The sequence below is a fragment of the uncultured Marinobacter sp. genome (assembly GCF_947488835.1).
Classification (GTDB): Bacteria; Pseudomonadota; Gammaproteobacteria; order Pseudomonadales; family Oleiphilaceae; genus Marinobacter.
Map to the genome: position 1 here is coordinate 430,154 of NZ_CANLBK010000002.1, position 16,721 is coordinate 446,874.

At 52.5% G+C, this 16,721-nt stretch carries 13 protein-coding genes and 1 tRNA gene; 4 read left to right on the forward strand and 10 right to left on the reverse strand.

Going from position 1 to position 16,721, the window contains the following annotated elements; genetic code table 11:
- Nucleotide 1: 1 nt before the first annotated feature.
- The 5 genes from cysP to Q0824_RS10960 form a co-directional block, all read right to left on the reverse strand.
- The gene (cysP, locus tag Q0824_RS10940) at nucleotides 2-1,015 is read right to left on the reverse strand and encodes a thiosulfate ABC transporter substrate-binding protein CysP (protein WP_298450264.1); all 1,014 of its coding nucleotides are present in this window, start codon (nucleotides 1,013-1,015) and stop codon (nucleotides 2-4) included.
- Between the two features lie 125 nt (nucleotides 1,016-1,140).
- Nucleotides 1,141-3,300 carry an ATP-binding protein gene (locus tag Q0824_RS10945; RefSeq protein ID WP_298450265.1) on the reverse strand — a complete coding sequence of 720 codons (2,160 nt, stop codon included), beginning with the start codon at nucleotides 3,298-3,300 and terminating at the stop codon, nucleotides 1,141-1,143.
- 20 nt (nucleotides 3,301-3,320) lie between these two features.
- On the reverse strand, nucleotides 3,321-3,959 hold the full coding sequence (locus tag Q0824_RS10950) for a response regulator transcription factor (protein WP_298450268.1): 639 nt from the start codon (nucleotides 3,957-3,959) through the stop codon (nucleotides 3,321-3,323).
- Between the two features lie 254 nt (nucleotides 3,960-4,213).
- A tRNA-Pro gene (locus Q0824_RS10955) sits at nucleotides 4,214-4,290 on the reverse strand.
- Nucleotides 4,291-4,438: 148 nt separating this feature from the next.
- Nucleotides 4,439-6,082, reverse strand: coding sequence for an FMN-binding glutamate synthase family protein (locus tag Q0824_RS10960; protein ID WP_298450270.1), 1,644 nt, complete (start codon nucleotides 6,080-6,082; stop codon nucleotides 4,439-4,441).
- A 262-nt stretch (nucleotides 6,083-6,344) separates the two neighbouring features.
- Between Q0824_RS10960 and Q0824_RS10965 the strand changes: the two genes are divergently transcribed.
- Nucleotides 6,345-7,937 (forward strand): BCCT family transporter, encoded by a 1,593-nt coding sequence (locus Q0824_RS10965; RefSeq protein ID WP_298450272.1) that lies wholly within the window; start codon nucleotides 6,345-6,347, stop codon nucleotides 7,935-7,937.
- Between the two features lie 60 nt (nucleotides 7,938-7,997).
- On the opposite strand, the gene Q0824_RS10970 is transcribed toward Q0824_RS10965, so the two are convergent.
- The 4 genes from Q0824_RS10970 to Q0824_RS10985 all read right to left on the reverse strand — a co-directional run bounded on the left by Q0824_RS10970 (nucleotide 7,998) and on the right by Q0824_RS10985 (nucleotide 11,803).
- A complete protein-coding gene (locus tag Q0824_RS10970) occupies nucleotides 7,998-8,945 on the reverse strand; it encodes an alpha-L-glutamate ligase-like protein (protein ID WP_298450274.1) in 948 nt (315 codons plus the stop codon).
- 1 nt (nucleotide 8,946) lies between these two features.
- Nucleotides 8,947-10,464 carry an inactive transglutaminase family protein gene (locus Q0824_RS10975; protein WP_298450276.1) on the reverse strand — a complete coding sequence of 506 codons (1,518 nt, stop codon included), beginning with the start codon at nucleotides 10,462-10,464 and terminating at the stop codon, nucleotides 8,947-8,949.
- A 2-nt stretch (nucleotides 10,465-10,466) separates the two neighbouring features.
- Complete coding sequence (locus tag Q0824_RS10980; RefSeq protein ID WP_298450518.1) at nucleotides 10,467-11,165, reverse strand: RimK/LysX family protein; 699 nt, start codon at nucleotides 11,163-11,165, stop codon at nucleotides 10,467-10,469.
- 263 nt (nucleotides 11,166-11,428) lie between these two features.
- Nucleotides 11,429-11,803 (reverse strand): hypothetical protein, encoded by a 375-nt coding sequence (locus tag Q0824_RS10985; protein ID WP_298450277.1) that lies wholly within the window; start codon nucleotides 11,801-11,803, stop codon nucleotides 11,429-11,431.
- Between the two features lie 284 nt (nucleotides 11,804-12,087).
- On the opposite strand from Q0824_RS10985, the gene rmuC reads away from it, so the two are divergent.
- Both rmuC and Q0824_RS10995 read left to right on the forward strand, forming a co-directional pair.
- Nucleotides 12,088-13,506, forward strand: a complete 1,419-nt coding sequence (gene rmuC, locus Q0824_RS10990; protein WP_298450278.1) for a DNA recombination protein RmuC — start codon at nucleotides 12,088-12,090, stop codon at nucleotides 13,504-13,506.
- A 5-nt stretch (nucleotides 13,507-13,511) separates the two neighbouring features.
- The gene (locus tag Q0824_RS10995; RefSeq protein ID WP_298450279.1) at nucleotides 13,512-14,390 is read left to right on the forward strand and encodes a hypothetical protein; all 879 of its coding nucleotides are present in this window, start codon (nucleotides 13,512-13,514) and stop codon (nucleotides 14,388-14,390) included.
- Here the strand turns inward: Q0824_RS10995 and Q0824_RS11000 are convergent.
- Nucleotides 14,387-15,412: an AraC family transcriptional regulator gene (locus Q0824_RS11000; RefSeq protein WP_298450280.1), complete on the reverse strand. Its 1,026-nt coding sequence runs from the start codon at nucleotides 15,410-15,412 to the stop codon at nucleotides 14,387-14,389. The genes Q0824_RS10995 and Q0824_RS11000 overlap by 4 nt on opposite strands.
- Before the next feature lie 175 nt (nucleotides 15,413-15,587).
- Between Q0824_RS11000 and Q0824_RS11005 the strand changes: the two genes are divergently transcribed.
- Nucleotides 15,588-16,694: a CaiB/BaiF CoA-transferase family protein gene (locus Q0824_RS11005; protein ID WP_298450282.1), complete on the forward strand. Its 1,107-nt coding sequence runs from the start codon at nucleotides 15,588-15,590 to the stop codon at nucleotides 16,692-16,694.
- Nucleotides 16,695-16,721 lie beyond the last annotated feature (27 nt).

Here is a 16,721-nt window from a genome sequence, read left to right on the forward strand (position 1 = left end):
ATTACCGCCGGCGTTGCAGTTGGTCGAGTTTGCCACCACTGGCAAAGTGCTCTTTAGTGGCGTTTTCCCAGCTGCCAGCAATGGCGTCGATGGGCAGAAGTTTTACTTCTGGAAAGCGGTCCGACGTTTCCTGCTTTACCGTCTCGTTGTGAACCCGGTAGTTGAATCCGGCCAGCAGGCGCTGGGCGTCTTCACTGTACAGGTGCTCCAGATACGCTTTTGCAAGATCCTCGGTTTTATTCTGCTTTACGTATTCGTCGATCCAGGTAACCGGAAACTCAGCCAAAAAACTTACCTTTGGCGTTACAACTTCGTACTCACCATTCTCGTAGCGGTCAGCCAGATTCAGTACTTCGGACTCAAATGTCAGAAGTACATCACCAATCTCACGTTCGATAAAAGTGGTGGTTGCACCGCGACCGCCGCTGTCGAACACCTTTACATGAGAAAGGAAATCCTGCAGAAAGCTATCAATTTTCGTCTGATCGTCGCCAAAGCGGTCTTGGGCATAACCAAGGGCAGCCAGATAGGTGTAACGGCCGTTGCCTGAGGTTTTGGGGTTGGGCATAACCAGGGCAACATCTTCTTTAATCAGATCGTCCCAGTTTTGAATGTTTTTCGGGTTGCCCTTACGAACCAAGAACGCCATGGTGGAATAGTAGGGCGAACTGTTATTCGGCAGACGCTCGGCCCAGTTCTCTGGAATCAGGCCGCCGCGGGCGTGCAGGATATCGATGTCGGTAACCTGATTGAAAGTTGCTACGTCTGCTTTCAAACCCTGGATGATGGCCTGTGCCTGCTTGGAGGAACCGGCATGGGACTGGCTGACTTCAAGGGTTTCACCGGTTTTGTCTTCCCAGTACTTGCTGAAGTGCACGTTGTAAGCAGCAAACAGTTCCCGGGCAATGTCATAGGAGGTGTTAAGCAGCTCACGGTCGGCGGACAACGCCGGTTGTGCAAAAAGTGAAGCGCTCAGCGCAAGGCCGGTGAGCAGGCCCTTGAGTTTACTTGGCATGACAATCCCCTAAACCAAATGATGTGATGGCGTGTAATCTATCAAATCCAGAACAAATCCAGAAAGAATATAAAATCATCTGGTTAGATCGATTAAGAATATGCTAGGGGGGTGCTTAAGAAATTTTACCGGGAATTAAGAGGAACGGCGGACAGCATGGTGGCGAACCCGTTTTCAATACTGAACTCAAAATGCCCACCAAGTTCAGTGGTGCGCACTGACATGTTGTTGAGACCTCTTCCCCGCATAAGCTTTGTTTCAGGGTTTATTCGTGTGGCACCATCATTAACAATCGTGAGTGCTAAGCCTTTATCGTCGATTTCAAACCGGATTTGGATGTGATTCGAGTCTGCGTGCTCTACAGCGTTGTTAACCGCTTCCGATAGGATGTGGTTAATGTTGATTGCCTGGCGCATGGTTATTTCCAGAGAGTCATCGTTCAGGGACTGTCGCCAGGATAGTGCTATGTTGGTGTCGATCAGCTTCTCTTCTACTTCCGCTTTCATATCTTGCAGGCATACCGTTAAATCCTGAAGTGGGTTGCCATCCAGTATTCGCATGGATTCCCGAAGTGCTTTCAGCGCTTTGTGTGCTGGCTGTTCAAACTCTTTTGAGGGGGCGCGTCGCAGAAGGGTTAGCAAGTGGCCGCCAACGTTGTCGTGCAGATCCCTCACAATGCGCTCGCGCTCTTGCTGAACGGCAATTCGTTCGCCTTCATGTGCTGCAAGAATGCGTTTTGCAATAACCAGCAGCCCTTCTGTGTGCTTCCTGTCTTTGAGCGAAAATAGCCGGCGCCCGTGGTTTGGAAGTGTGAGGTGAACAGCGCCCACCGTAAGGAGTAGGGGCACGACCATTACTGCTCCGTTGTCATGCAGGCTGACAGATTCAGTTTTCTGGCTGCTGATGTTGGTGTTTGCGGGCTTGTAAGCATCTATCAAAAGCCGCATCCAGGAATGATCTGTGCGCTGCGGTGGCATAGCTTGAACAATCCGCTCAACTTGTGAGGTGAGTAGATCGTCTGGGTCTGGGGCATCCGGGTGAAGCTTTTCCCAGGCTATTTGCCTTAAAGGGAAGTAAATCCAGCCAACTGCTATCACGGCAATTGCCAGGGCGGCGCTTGGGTGAATGTTGATGATGCTGATCAGGGCGAAATCAACAACAACGATGGCCAGCCCTGCAAGAAACCAAGCCCAGATGGCAAGCCACCAGCGGTCTACATCAAACAACCGATACCTGACTATACCGAAAGCGAAACCGATGTAGAGGAGGCTGGCCGTTCCGACCATTGCCCACTGCGGAAAGGCCGCTTCTCCGAATAGAACAAGAGGCAGGAAGTAGATTGCCAATCCCAGCCCCATGATGATGAAAATGGAGACCAGCATCCACTTCAAGGCCGCTCTATCCAGTGGGACCTCGGCTGACATTCGCCATTGATAGACCGCAACAACTATCCCGGCCAGATACAGCAGCAAAACGGGCAGGTAATAGGTGTGAAGGGGCCATTCAATCCACTGAAAGGTTTCGTTTGCTTGGTAGAAAATAAAGAGCGGTATCAAATAAATTGCAGGAGAAGGCCGCGAGATCCGTCTGGGGTAATAAGCCATCAAGGCAAGGAGACTGAACAGCATGATGGCAAGCCCTAGATGGTTTGCCCTTGTGAATACCAGAAACAGATCTTGAGCAAGGGCGATCTCTCTGGATAGATAGATGCTATTAAATAAGGTAGCGAAGAAAAAGCCTGCGCCGGATGCGCACAGCAATCGTGCCGCGGTTTCGCGGGGGCGAATAGCCCAAACCGCCAAGCTGACATTCCAGGCAATCAAACCGAACAGGTTAAAGAGCCAAAACTCATAGCCCAGTGTTGCTATAGGGCGCTCAGGCAAAACGGTTAGTTCAGTGGTATTGCCAGCCTCGGTCGTTACCCAAACCTTCTCGTGCTTTAATAGGGATGCAACCTCCTCTTCACGTTTCAGCAGGGCATTGTGCTCTGCATAGTTTGCGTGGCTTGGTGGTTCCACATGCAATCGGAAACCTTTGAGGCTGACGGCATCGGTGGAATTCTCAACGCTCATGGATGTGAGGTGGTCGCCGACTTGTAAATGCAGGTTACTGGCTGGGCTGTGAACGACCTCAATCTGCGGTAGTTGTTGGCTCTCATCGTAACTTAAATCCAGGCCCAGCCAAGGTGTTTGGCAAGCTATATAGGTAGCAAAGGCTACGAGTATCAGAGACGCTACCGCGCCAGACAGCATCAGAGGGATAGGGGCTTGGATACGGTCAAACATAGCAGTTAGCAACTTTGGTGTTAAATACCCGGGATAAGCCCCATTCTTACGGCTTCGAGTGTTGCCTCCGCTCTTCCAGAGACATTGAGTTTGCGGTAAATAGCCTTGATGTGGCTGGCCACCGTATTCACTGAAACCCCCAGAAACTCCGCGATGTCACTGCGCCCAAAGCCTTTTGCCAGTAAAAACAGAACTTCTTTCTCGCGCTCGGAAAGGGCAACGGCTCCTTCGTTATCTTCGGGCTGCTGGAACTGTCTTAGCAGTCTTCGGGATACGGCTGGCGACAAAGGCGGTGAACCGGCGGCTATGCCAGACAGGCTATCGATGATGGCTTTGCTGGACTGGTCTTTCAGAAGGTAGCCATTTGCGCCGGCTCGCAGGGCTTCGAACAAGTGTTTGTCATCATCGAAGATGGTTGCTACTACAAGATAGGTGTCGGGTGAGTGGAGTTTGAAGTGTCGCAAGAGATCCGTTCCGCTACCGTCTGGTAAGCTTAGATCAACAATAGCCAGGTGCGCCGAGTTGTCTGAAAGCCAGCTGTAAGCTTGCTCCAGAGTACCGGATTGATGAATGCTGGAAGTGGGGAAGACGTCTTGAGCCAAACCGACGAGCCATTCCCTGGTTACTTCATGGTCTTCGATAACTAATACATTTTGCATCTACTGGTCGCCCCCAATCATTTCCTTTGAGCCGGCAGGTTCAGAGTGTAGCCAGTTGAATCTAGCAGTCCGATGTCAAAATTCCCAGAGCGGATGGCGGGAGTAACCCGTTTGTGTGATGTGTGGATGCCACGAGGCTAGCTAGACGAGCTGGTGGGGTGCTGGAAAGGTGGGGCAAAAAATGAGTCTGTCCGGGGTAAGCAGACATAAAAAAATCCAATCACCGCTAAGTGATTGGATTTTTTAGGGAATTTTGGTCGGGACGGTAGGATTTGAACCTACGACCCCTTGCACCCCATGCAAGTGCGCTACCAAGCTGCGCTACGCCCCGATTCGCTAATTACTATCTTTTCAAAGCCCAGCTTTGATGACGTGCGCCAAAGAGACTTAAAGAGGAATCTCAGTGGCTTAGCGGGAGCGAAGTCTACACTAGCCCGGAATGAAAATAAACAGGCATCGCATAAATCGCATCTGAATTTCTAGCGTAGCTTGGTTTCCCTGAGCTGTTGCACGAACTCGGGCGGATCAAAGCTATCCGGATTTGATGCAGCCCAGTATTTATCGAAGACTGCCATGCCGGTTTTACCCTCTAGCAGCGCCCCGGGTGCCAGGAACGGAAACAGGTCGATGTATGAGTGCACTCTCGTTTTCGATACCCGGCGGACAATGTGTTCCGGCCCAAGCTCTCCAGGGTGGCGCAGACCTGACGCTTGCAGCATGTTTTGCAGCGCATCCAGGGTGTTTTTATGAAAGTTGTATACCCTCTTGCTTTTATCTTCTACATCCAGCTTGCTGCTTCGTCTGGGGTCTTGAGTGGCGACACCGCTGGGGCAGCGACCGGTATGGCAATTCAGGGCCTGGATGCAGCCTAGCGAAAACATGTAGCCACGGGCCGAGTTGCACCAGTCGGCGCCCAGGGCCAGAGTGCGCGCGATATTGAAGGCAGAAGTGATTTTCCCGGCAGCCCCAATGGCGATATCTTCCCTGAGGTTGGTGCCCACCAATGTGTTATGCACCAGAAGGAGGGCCTCTGTCAGGGGCGTGCCTATACGATTGATGAACTCCAGTGGTGCAGCACCGGTACCGCCTTCGCCGCCGTCTATAACAATGAAATCGGGTTTGCGCCCGGTCTCCAGCATGGCTTTAACAATGGCAAACCACTCCCATGGGTGCCCGATAGCCAGTTTGAAGCCTACCGGTTTGCCTCCAGACAGTTCGCGGAGCTGGTCCAGAAATTCAAGCATTTCGATGGGTGTTGAAAAAGCTGAATGTTCGGCGGGCGAAATGCAGTCCTCACCTACGGAAACGCCTCGGGCTTCTGCGATTTCCGGTGTCACTTTCGCGCCAGGTAGAATGCCACCGTGGCCGGGTTTTGCACCCTGAGATAGTTTGACCTCTATCATTTTTACTTGATCGAGCGTCGCATTTAGTGCGAATTGGTCAGGGCTGAATGAGCCATCCTTGTTCCGGCAGCCGAAGTAGCCAGAACCGATCTCCCAGACCAGGTCGCCCCCGGGCGCTTTATGATAGCGGGAGATAGAACCTTCACCTGTGTCGTGGTAGAAGTCGCCCATTTTTGCGCCTGTGTTCAGGCTCAGAATTGCATTTGCCGAAAGCGAGCCAAAGCTCATGGCAGAGATATTGAAAACACTTGCGCTGTATGGCTTGGCGCAGCGCGAGCCAATCTGAACTCGGAAGTTGCTATCGACGATTGTTGAAGGCTTCAGTGAGTGGTTTATCCATTCAAAACCATCTTCATACATTTTCAGCTGGGAGCCAAAAGGGCGCTTGTCCAGCACGTTTTTAGCTCGCTGATAGATGAGTGCGCGCTGGTCCCTTGAAAACGGCTGCTCATCATTATCGGACTGGATGAAGTACTGGCGAATTTCGGGCCCTATGGATTCGAACAGGTAGCGAAAGTGCACCATGATGGGGTAGTTGCGGCTGATGGTGTGCTTCTTTTGCAATAAGTCGTAGGTGCCAAGAATGGTCAGGGCACCGAAGATGCCGGGGAAAATGTAACCCGCTTGAAAATGCAGGCTCAGAGCCAGCGAAAAAATGAAACCTGCAATACTCAAAACGTAGGCTGAGTACCGCATTGGGAATGTGGTTGTTTTCTCCATGAATTTCTCACTCGGCTCAGTAAATGCTGTGAAGGATGTGCACCATTCGATTGGCAACCAGTATATCGATGCGGTGGTTAACTTATAGTTGGTTGTTTAAGTTTCTTCTTTAAAGCTCCGTGTTTGGTCTATGCTCAAAAAGGGAATTGAGAGCGCTTTGATGTTTTGAGCTCAAAACATTAATATGGCGCGCCTGTAACATTTGAATCCAGATTATGACGAATTTCGGATACTAAATTCAAAAATCAGGAGGCGCCATCACGTGGGCGACGTAGTTAAAGACGAGTATCAAACGGATTACGTAGCCGGCCAGGATAACGTAAGACCATTCGGGCTGGATCTGCACGCACCGGTATTCCCGATTACGGCAATACTGGTTGTGCTGTTTGTAGTGGGGACACTCATGTTCCCCACAGCGGCGAATGAGCTGCTGGTTGGCACAAAGGACAGCATCATCGAAAACTTCGATTGGTTCTTTTTGCTAAGCGCCAACGTATTTGTGATTGTGTGTATTGCACTGATCTTTATGCCGGTGGGTAAGATCCGCTTGGGCGGTATGGATGCCAAGCCTGACTTTTCTACCATCTCCTGGTTTTCAATGCTGTTTGCAGCAGGCATGGGCATTGGTCTGATGTTCTGGGCTGTGGCGGAACCTGTCGCTTATTACACTGACTGGTTTGGTACGCCGTTTGGAGTGGAAGCAAACACGCCAGAGGCGCGTAAGCTGGCCATGGGCGGCACTATGTACCATTGGGGTCTTCACCCTTGGGCCGTTTACTCTATTGTTGCGCTTTCCCTGGCCTTCTTTGCGTACAACAAGAACATGCCGCTGACTATTCGTTCCGCGTTCTTCCCTCTTTTAAAAGACAAGGTGTGGGGCTGGCCTGGGCATATCATCGATACCTTGGCGGTTGTCGCCACTATATTTGGCTTGGCAACGTCGCTTGGCTTTGGTGCACAGCAAGCCGCTTCGGGCCTTAACTACTTGTTTGGTATGGGCTCCGGCATCAACGTTCAAATGGCGATTATTGTGGGCGTAACCGCTGTCGCGTTGTTGTCGGTTCTGCGTGGCCTCGACGGCGGCGTAAAAGTACTGAGTAACATCAACATGGCGCTGGCGGGCATTCTTTTGTTCTTCGTTATTTTTGCCGGCCCCACCATGAGTATCCTGGAAAACCTTTGGGCAACCAGCTCCAGTTATGTGAGCAATGTCGTAGCTTTCAGTAACCCATTTGGCCGTGACGATGAGGCCTGGATGCGTGGCTGGACTGTGTTTTATTGGGCATGGTGGATTTCCTGGTCACCATTCGTAGGTATGTTTATCGCACGTGTTTCGAAAGGCCGCACGGTTCGTGAATTTGTAACGGCAGTTCTGATCATCCCTACGGTTATTACCGCAGTGTGGATGAGCTCCTTTGGTGGTGCGGCGCTTGAACAGATTGATCAGGGCATTGGCGCGCTGGCAGAAGATGGCATCACAGAAGTGTCCCTGGCGATGTTCCAGATGTTTGCAAACCTTCCGCTGACTGAGATCCTGTCGTTTGTTGGCATTGTTCTGGTGCTGGTGTTCTTTATCACCTCATCGGATTCTGGCTCGCTGGTTATCGACAGCATCACGGCGGGTGGCAAAACCGACGCACCTACCGCGCAGCGTGTATTTTGGGTGATTATGGAAGGTGCCATTGCAGCGGCACTGATCTTCGGTGGCGGCGCGGATGCGCTGAGCGCTATCCAGGCGTCTGCAGTGAGTGCGGGCCTACCGTTCACCGTGATCCTTCTGATCATGACTTGGGGCTTGTTGAAAGGCCTGGCTCATGAGCGCAAGCTGTTGATTGCACGAGGTGAGATGTCATAGGAAGTGACGCATAAAAAAACGGAGCCAAGGCTCCGTTTTTTTATGTTCGTTATATTCAGCTCAAAGGCTTGCGAAGTTTTTCATGGCGTAGTTCGCGCGCTCTTTGGGTGTGAAGTGAGGGCGCTTGAGACGCTCAACAGCGCGCAGCCTGGGTAGCAAACCGCGGCCATTGGCCATCTGGATAGCCAAGCCTGGCCGTGCATTCAGTTCAAGGAGTTGTGGCCCATGCTGAGCGTCCACTACAAGGTCAACGCCCATGTAGCCCAGCCCTGTTGCCTCGAAGCAGCGTGAAGCCATCTCCAGCATTTCATCCCAAGCTTCAATTTGGATGTTTTCGAGGGGCAAGCCAGTATCGGGGTGTAGTGTAATGGGGCGGTTGAATTGCACCGCGTTCAGGCTTTTTCCTGTACCCAGATCCAATCCTACACCCACTGCACCTTGGTGCAGGTTTGCTTTGCCATCAGAGTCGGTTGTTGCAAGGCGCAGCATAGCCATCACCGGGTAGCCCTGGAATACGATTATGCGTATGTCAGGTACGCCTTGGTGTGAATAGCGAGCCAGCGATGGGGCAGATTCCACCAGATCTTCAACAATCGCTACATCCGGCGTGCCCGCAAGTGAGTATAGGCCAGCCAGAATGTTGGTCAGGTGCCGTTCAAGTACCGAGGCGCCCACTCTTGCACCGGAGGCCTTTACAAAGCTATCTCCGTCCCGGCCTGTGATCACCGTAATACCTTTGCCGCCAGATCCCTTCGCAGGCTTGATGGCGAAACCTGCAAGCCCTTCCGCCATTTCCCGGAAGCGAGAAATCTCGTGCTGCTGCTTCACAACCTGCAGCAGCTTTGGCGTTTTCACATCATACTCGGCAACCGCCAGCTTCGTTTTGAGTTTGTTGTCTACCAGCGGATAGGACGAGCGCTCGTTATAGCGGGCAATGTAGTCCACGTTGCGCCGGTTCATGTTCAGCATGCCCAAACGGTTCAGTGCGCGCGGAGAGATCCAGTCCATATCAGTCGTAGACCTTCATTGGAGTAAAGCGTCTGAGTTCGCTGAGCTTGTAACCGGTATATTGGCCCATCAAGAGAATCAGTCCCAAAATCGAAAAGTGCAGTTCCGGGAAGTTGAATGTCAGGTGGCCCGCCAAGGGCGCGCTCATCAGTAAGTAGGCGCAAATAGCAACAAAAAGACTGCCAGAGCCTTGGACCAGAACCTCCTGGCCGCCTTCCTCTTCCCAGAGAATGGACATGCGCTCGATAGTCCATGCGATGATGACCATCGGGAAGAAGGTTACCGTCATGCCTGTGTTGAAGCCCATTTGATAACCAAAAATACTCAGGCCGGCAGTTATGAAGATAACAAGGATAATCAGGGCTGATATTCGCGATACGAGAAGCAGGTTCAAACTGGACAGGTATCCGCGCATGGCCAGGCCAATGGCAACCACTGAGAGGAAAGCCACGAGGCCAGGGACGAGGGTGGTTTGAACAAAGGCAACTGCTATCAACACGGGCATGAACGTGCCTGATGTGCGAATGCCGATAACAATACGCATAAACGCAACGACAAGCGCCCCGAGCGGCAGCAGCAGAAGCATGCGGAACATGCTCTGCTCTTCAATAGGGAGTTCGTAGAAACTCAGGAAGCCCAAGCCATTGCCATCGGATTGCATGGCTGAAAGTTGAAGCGCCGGGATGGTTTGCCGAAGTATGGAGAAACTGATTTCGGAATTGTCACCGCCAACAACATCAAGCAGGGATTCAGAGCCCTGCCGCCAGAGCAGGAGGTCTTCGGGGATACCCTGGGCTGCAGTTTTCGGGTTCAAAGTAAGCCATTTTTCGCCGTTATATATCTGTAGGAAAGGCGTTAGCTGCTGCCGGCGCCGGGCATCCTCAAGCTTCAGGCCATCGGCCGTGCGAGCAGGAATCCCGGAATGGTTAAGCATGTTAACCAGCAGTTGCAGATAGTTTTCTTCCGACACGAGAAGCGTTGTGTTTTGAACGCGGGTATCTGGTTGCATCAACCGGATCAGCTCTCGCGTCATGCTCTCTGGCGTACTTGAGCGTGCTTCTGCCTGGGCCAGGATTTCCCGTACAGCAGTGGCTTGGGGTTCTTCCCAGAACAAACGTCGGGTTTTTGGTGGCTGGGCAGGAGGAGTTTGCTCTGCACCTGGGTCGGGTATGAATTGTGCTTTGAAGTACAAGGTTTGCGGGCCAGCCACTTCGCGCTTTGTCCACTCAGCGCGCCGGCTGCCAGCTTTATCTATAATTGAAAATCCGTACCCCGGGGATGCAGCTTGCTCAGTCAGAATTCGGAATCCGGGTGGGTGCTCGGGTACATTCAAGCTTGCCACGATTGGTTGATTTGACCCATTAAAGTCAACCCGGGCTTCAACCATCCAGACGGGATGCTGCTCCCCGGTGAGCCAGGGAATCCCCAGTTCTGCGTGGCGCCAAATGGCAAGTGAAATGCCTGCAGCAATAAGCAGGAAAACAGCAATATAAAACGGTAGGCGGGAGGGGCTATTCACGATTATTTCCCGTTGTCATTGTCTGTGCGGATGGACTCAGGCAGTTCCGTTACGTACTCCTTGCCGACATCAATCAGCATGACATCCCGGAGAACATTGCGGCCAACGAGTGCCTGGTAAGTGAGGTTGCTCCGATCTGATAGCGTAAATTCTGCTACCTGTTGATGGTCGCCTATGGAGAACTGAAGCTCGACCACTACGCGCCTTTCCGCACCATCTGCACTGGCCTGAATTACTTTTACGCGCCGGGAGATTTCTTTTTCCAGGGTAACGAAGTCTTTCGCGCCGGGAACCGGAACATCAAAGCGAACCCAATTGCTGCCGTCCCGCTCGAAGCGGGTAATGTTGCGTGCATCGATGGACGATGTTTCAGCGCCGCTATCGATGCGCGCTTTGTAGATCAGCCCGGGCCCGGCCAGAAAAAAGTTCTCTACTTCGCCAACGATCACTTTCCCTTTGAGCCGATCAGCCCTGCCTTTTGATCTATCGGTAGCTGGGCAGGCCTTCTGAGCCGGGATGGGTGGACAAGAGGGTTTGGCAACTTGCGTCGCAATGGCTTCCAGCACTTTCTGTGTTGCGACTTCGTTCTGTTCCAGAATCTTGTCGTGGCGAATCGTTGCGTTGTTTTCCATGGTCACCAGTGTCGCGCGCTGGGTCTGAACGGAGGTGTTGAGATCGCCAAGATCGGATTTTGGCACCATGAAATACCTGTCTGCCGAGCAACCCGTCAGCAGAACTGTGCCTGCCAGAACCACAACGGATAACGTCGATAGACCAGCTCGCAATTGTTTAGAACGCATTAAAAACCCCTGAGCCGGTTGCTGATCACACTTGGAATACGCTAGATGTGACAGTCATAAAAAAGAATAACGGAGAAGATCCGGGGCAGGAGTATACAGCAACTGACGTGTGTATTTGCTTTACAGTTGGTTAAGGCGGGTTCTCTATCCGCTCTTTTTACTGTTTAGCGGAATAGAAAGTGGCTGGTACCCAGAACCTCATCGGAACGCAAATATTCCTGAATCACCGGAGAGCAGTTGAGGTAAAAAAGAAGCAGTTCTTTTTGAATATCCTGATCCTGAATCCGTGCAGCGAAAACAATTAAATCGCGAATGGCATCGTCAGACCCGGCATCAGATGTTTCAGGGCTTTTGCCATACCGGCTCTTGAGCAAGAGGGTAAGGCGTTCAAGGTGGAACTCGCCGGTGTGGGTGATGTGAGGCAACAACCTGAAATCGCCCGAGCCATAAAAGTCAGGATCGTTTTCCCCGCACTCAGTGTAAGAGCACTCGGTCTGTCGAAAATCAGCGCCCAGCTTTCGCCAGAGTTCTTTGAGCATGATAGATGATCCAGTTTGGTTCGGTATCGATCCAAGAGGCGGTTAAAAAAGTGTAATCCACCGGTTTTGAGCGATATATACTCTTTTAGTGGATATTACGGGCCGCGTCCATAGTCGGATTCGAGTGCATTACCAAATTGCCAAACAGTCGTGATGCAGGCCGTGCATGTGCCTCACGGCAAAAACCATCGGCGAAAAGGTCATTGCGTTCCTATAGAATGTAATGCGTGGGTAAGCTCACGTTAATCCGAACAAATATTGAATCCACCAGAGGAGCTTTACCTGTGCTCGAGGCCGCCAGTGAATTTGTAGTGACCCGGCCAGAGATGTTGGTTGCATTGGTTGCTCTGCTGTTCGCAACTCTGGTTGTTATTGTCGGGCTTATGGCGAAGGCAAGAGCGGAAAACAGGGCGGCTGGCCTGCAATCTGATGTGGCGGCGCACAGTCGAAGGATTGAAGAGCTTTTAGAGGAGCGACAAAGCCAGCAAGTGAAAATTGACTCCCTCGGCAGTGAGTTGGGTGAAGCCCGTGCGTTACTGCGTGAGCAACAAGTTGTGCTGAAAGAGGAGCGGCGATCAGCGACAGAGAAGCTTGCGTTGCTGGAACGCAACCGGGACGCTCTGAAACAGGAGTTTGAAAATCTTGCCAATCGGATTTTCGAACAAAAAAGTGAGCGTTTCACCCAGCAAACCCGCACCAGCATGGACTCGCTGCTAAACCCTTTTCGGGATCAGTTGCAGGACTTTCGGAAGCGTGTGGAAGATGTCTACACCACCGAAACCCGGGACCGACAAGCGCTTCGCAGTGAAATCAAATCCCTGCAGGATCTTAACAGGCAGATTACCGAGGAGGCCGCCAACCTTACTCGGGCGCTTAAGGGGGATAAGAAGATCCAGGGCAACTGGGGCGAGTTGATTCTGGAGCGGGTTCTGGAAAAATCCGGGCTGCGTAAAGGTATTGAGTACGACACCCAGGGCAGTTACCGCGATGCAGATAACCAATTGCTCCGGCCAGACGTGGTTGTACACCTTCCGGATAGTCGTAATTTGGTGATTGATTCCAAGGTCTCATTGGTGGCGTATCAAACGTGGGCCACGGAAGAAGACGATAGCGCTCGAGAGCAAGCTCTTAAAGAGCACGTGGCAGCGGTGCGTACCCATATTCGCACTCTGAGCGAAAAAGACTATAGCCAATTGGGCGGCCTGCACTCGCCGGACTTTGTTTTTCTTTTTATGCCCATTGAACCGGCTTTTGTGGCAGCTTTTCAGCAGGACGAGAACCTTTTCTCAGAAGCCTTCGAGCGAAAGATTATTGTAGTAACTCCGACAACGCTGTTGGCTACCCTGCGCACGGTTGAAAATATCTGGCGTTATGAGCGGCAGAGCCAGAATGCTCGCTTGATAGCAGAGCGCGCAGGCGCGGTTTATGACAAACTCAGAGTATTCGTAGAAGCCATGGAGCGCCTTGGCGGGCAACTGCATACTGCTCAGGTTACCTACGATTCGGCCATGAACACGCTCACCAGAGGCCGGGGTAACCTCGTTTCCCAAGCCAACCGGTTTGTGGAGCTGGGTGTGCGGGTGAAAAAAGAACTGCCGAAGGTCATCATGAATCAGGCTGAGGTGGATTTTGAGCAGGAAGCGCCCCGCGAAGAGCCGGGTTCGGAAAATCAGGCAGTTGGTGCAGATAACGATCAGGAGTAAGTACCATGGCAGTATGTTTTGGGAATAGCGGTCTACTGGCCTTCGCATTTAAAGGTCGGCAGCTGGCCAAGGTGGCGATTCTCGCCTCGGCCTTGCTGGCAGGGCAGGCTGCGGCACTGGCACCGGAGCACGAAACCCGTCGCCTGATGCTGGCCACTGAAGAAGCAGTGACCGCTGAAAACTGGGCTGAGGCGAGTGAGTATCTCAATCGCTTACAGTTGCTGGATGCAGAAAAGCCCGCTGATTATTTTTACTACCGTGGCAGGGTGATGCTTCAGTCTTCGCATTTCAATGAGGCGCAGGCGGCACTGGAAGGTTACGTAACTAAAGCCGGAGCTGAAGGCAGTCATTACCAAAGCGCTCTGAAACTGATCACTGATATTGAACGGGCACGAAAAGAAAAAGCGCTGACCCCTCAAATTGAAGGCGAGGCTAAAATAGCAGTGATTGAGCCGGCTGGGGATAAGCGACTTGAATCTCTGCGCAAACTGTATCTGGCCGATACGGACCGCGAAGCTTTGGTGTTGCACCTCAACAGCCTTTTGGGAGTTGCCGGATGGCGGCAGGATCAGGCCATTGTGCGGCTTGATCGGCCGGCGGATATTGAATACCGCGTGAGCATCAGTGCAGATTCAATCGCCTATCAGGAAATTAAGCGCAATAACTCTGGCGGCGCTACACGGGTAGCCGGCCAGATTCCGGTGTATGGCGTCAACCCTCAGGTGGAGTGGCGGTGTGACACGGCCCTGGCGACCTGCTGGGTGTATGATCCACGCGACGGCTCTCGCTTGTTCCAGCTTTCACCGAACCGCAGCCAGGCAGAAGAGGTTGCCCAGACTCTGGGGCGGCTGATTCGCAACCTGCAGGCCCCTTCTGGCTCCTAGTTTTGGGTTTTGAGGTTGCCCCGCTCGCCTTCACGATAGGCGCCCGGGGTAACCCCTGTCCATTTCTTGAAAGCCCGGTGAAACGTTGAGGGCTCTGTGAACCCGACTTTTTCTGCAATATCGTTAATAGACAGTTCCTGCCGGCTTAAATAGTAAATCGCCATATCCCTGCGCAATAAATCCTTTATCTCCTGAAACGATGTGTTTTCCTGCTTCAGTCTGCGGCGCAGTGTTTGTGGGCTGGTATGCAGTTCGCTGGCAATCCACTCGAAATCGGGCAGTGGCTTTGAAAAATCCCTGCCGATGAGTGCCCTGATCTTGCCGGTGAAAGTATTGCTCTCGTCCGGACGGGACAGAAGGTCTGCGGGTGAGGTTTTCAGGAATTGCAGTATCTCCGGCTTGTCTCTTATCACCGGTGCCGATAGAAAGCGTTTATCAAACGTCAGCGCTGTGCGGTCAGAATCAAATTCCAGGGGACAATGGAAGATATGGCGGTATTCATCGCCATGAGCGGGCCGGGGATAGTTAAACTCGGCTTTTTCCAGCTCTACCGGTTGGCCTACCAGCCAGCTGCCCAAGCGGTGCCAGATAACCAGAATGCTCTCACGCAGAAAATAGTCGGGGTCGTGAATCTCGCCTTCAATGCGGGACACCAGTTGCGCTTTCTGACCAAAAGTTTCCAACTCCATTGTGGCCATGGGATCAAACAGCCGGGAGAACTGATACGCGCGGCGATAAACTGCCTCAAGGGTAGGGCAGTCGATAACCAGCGCACACATGGTGGCAAAGGTGCCGGCCCGGGCTCGCCGTGGCCCCATACCCAGAAACTCATCATCCATGCGGGACCAGGCAATCTGTAGTAGCGAACTGAATTGATCGCTATTGACCCGGGCCATCTCAATGCGCAAAAGATCAGGTGATATGCCTGCATCGCGGAGCATGTCTCCGGTATTAAGCCCCAAGCGTTCAGCGCCCGACAGGGCAGCCTGCACAAAGTGCCGTGAAACAGTCAGATCAGACATTAATTTCGCCATTCCATAAGAACCAGACCCATCATAAAACCCCCAAGCCACAATGCAACCGAAGCCGTTGTAAGAATTGGCTAATTGTAATGGCGTAACCGGCGGTTGGCCCCAATGGCAAAACCGTGCAGCATGAGGCGAGCCTTATAAACGCATTACTCACAAGGAGAGCACCATGGCAGGTCCTTTGACCTCAATGAGAATTCTGGACTTCAGCACACTGTTGCCGGGGCCATACGCCACCATGCTTTTGGCAGACATGGGCGCGGAAGTGTTGAGAGTTGAGGCGCCAGACAGGGTTGACCTTACCCGAGTGATGCCACCTCACGATGCGGGCGTAAGTACAGCCCATGCATTCCTAAATCGGGGCAAGCAGTCGCTGGCGCTCAACCTGAAAAAAGAAGGCAGCAAAGAAAAGATTCTGGAACTGGTGAAGGATTACGACATAGTGATCGAACAGTTTCGCCCCGGCGTTATGGACCGGCTGGGCATTGGCTATGAAACCCTGAAAGCCATCAATCCCAAGCTTATTTACTGTGCCATCACCGGCTATGGCCAGACAGGCCCGTACAAAGATCGGGCAGGGCACGACATAAACTACCTCTCCATAGCCGGCGTGAGCAGCCATTGCGGCCGCGAAGAAGGCGGCCCCCCACCAATGGGTATCCAGATTGCCGACGTAGCTGGCGGCTCTCACCACGCCGTTATGGGCATACTTGCCGCAGTGATCCATCGCCAGCAAACCGGAGAAGGGCAGTTTGTTGATATCAGCATGACCGACGCCGCCTTCGCACTCAACGGCATGGCTGGTGCCGCTAACCTGGCTGGCGGCCAGGAGCAGAAGCCCGAGGGCGCCATGCTGAATGGTGGCTCTTTCTATGACTACTACAAAACCCAGGACGGCCGGTGGCTCTCAGTAGGAAGCCTGGAGCCACAGTTCTCCGCAAGGCTTTGCGACATTCTTGAGCTGGCGGAGATGAAGAGCTTTGCCCTGAGCCAGAACCCGGAGCACCAGGTAAAGTTTAAAGCTGCACTGAGTGAAAAGATTCTGCAGAAGACGCTGAAGCAATGGCAGGCCATTTTTGCCGACGTGGATGCCTGTGTGGAGCCGGTTTTGAGTATTGCTGAGGCGGCTGAACATCCTCAGTTAAAAGCCAGGGATATGGTGATTGGCGTTGATCGGGGCGATGGCACACTGCAGCGGCAGATTGGGTTTCCGATTAAGTTTGAGAAGACGCCTGCGGCTAAGACACGTATTGGGCAGCCACTGGGAGGAAAGTGATTATAAAGTGTGATTTGTTACTAAACA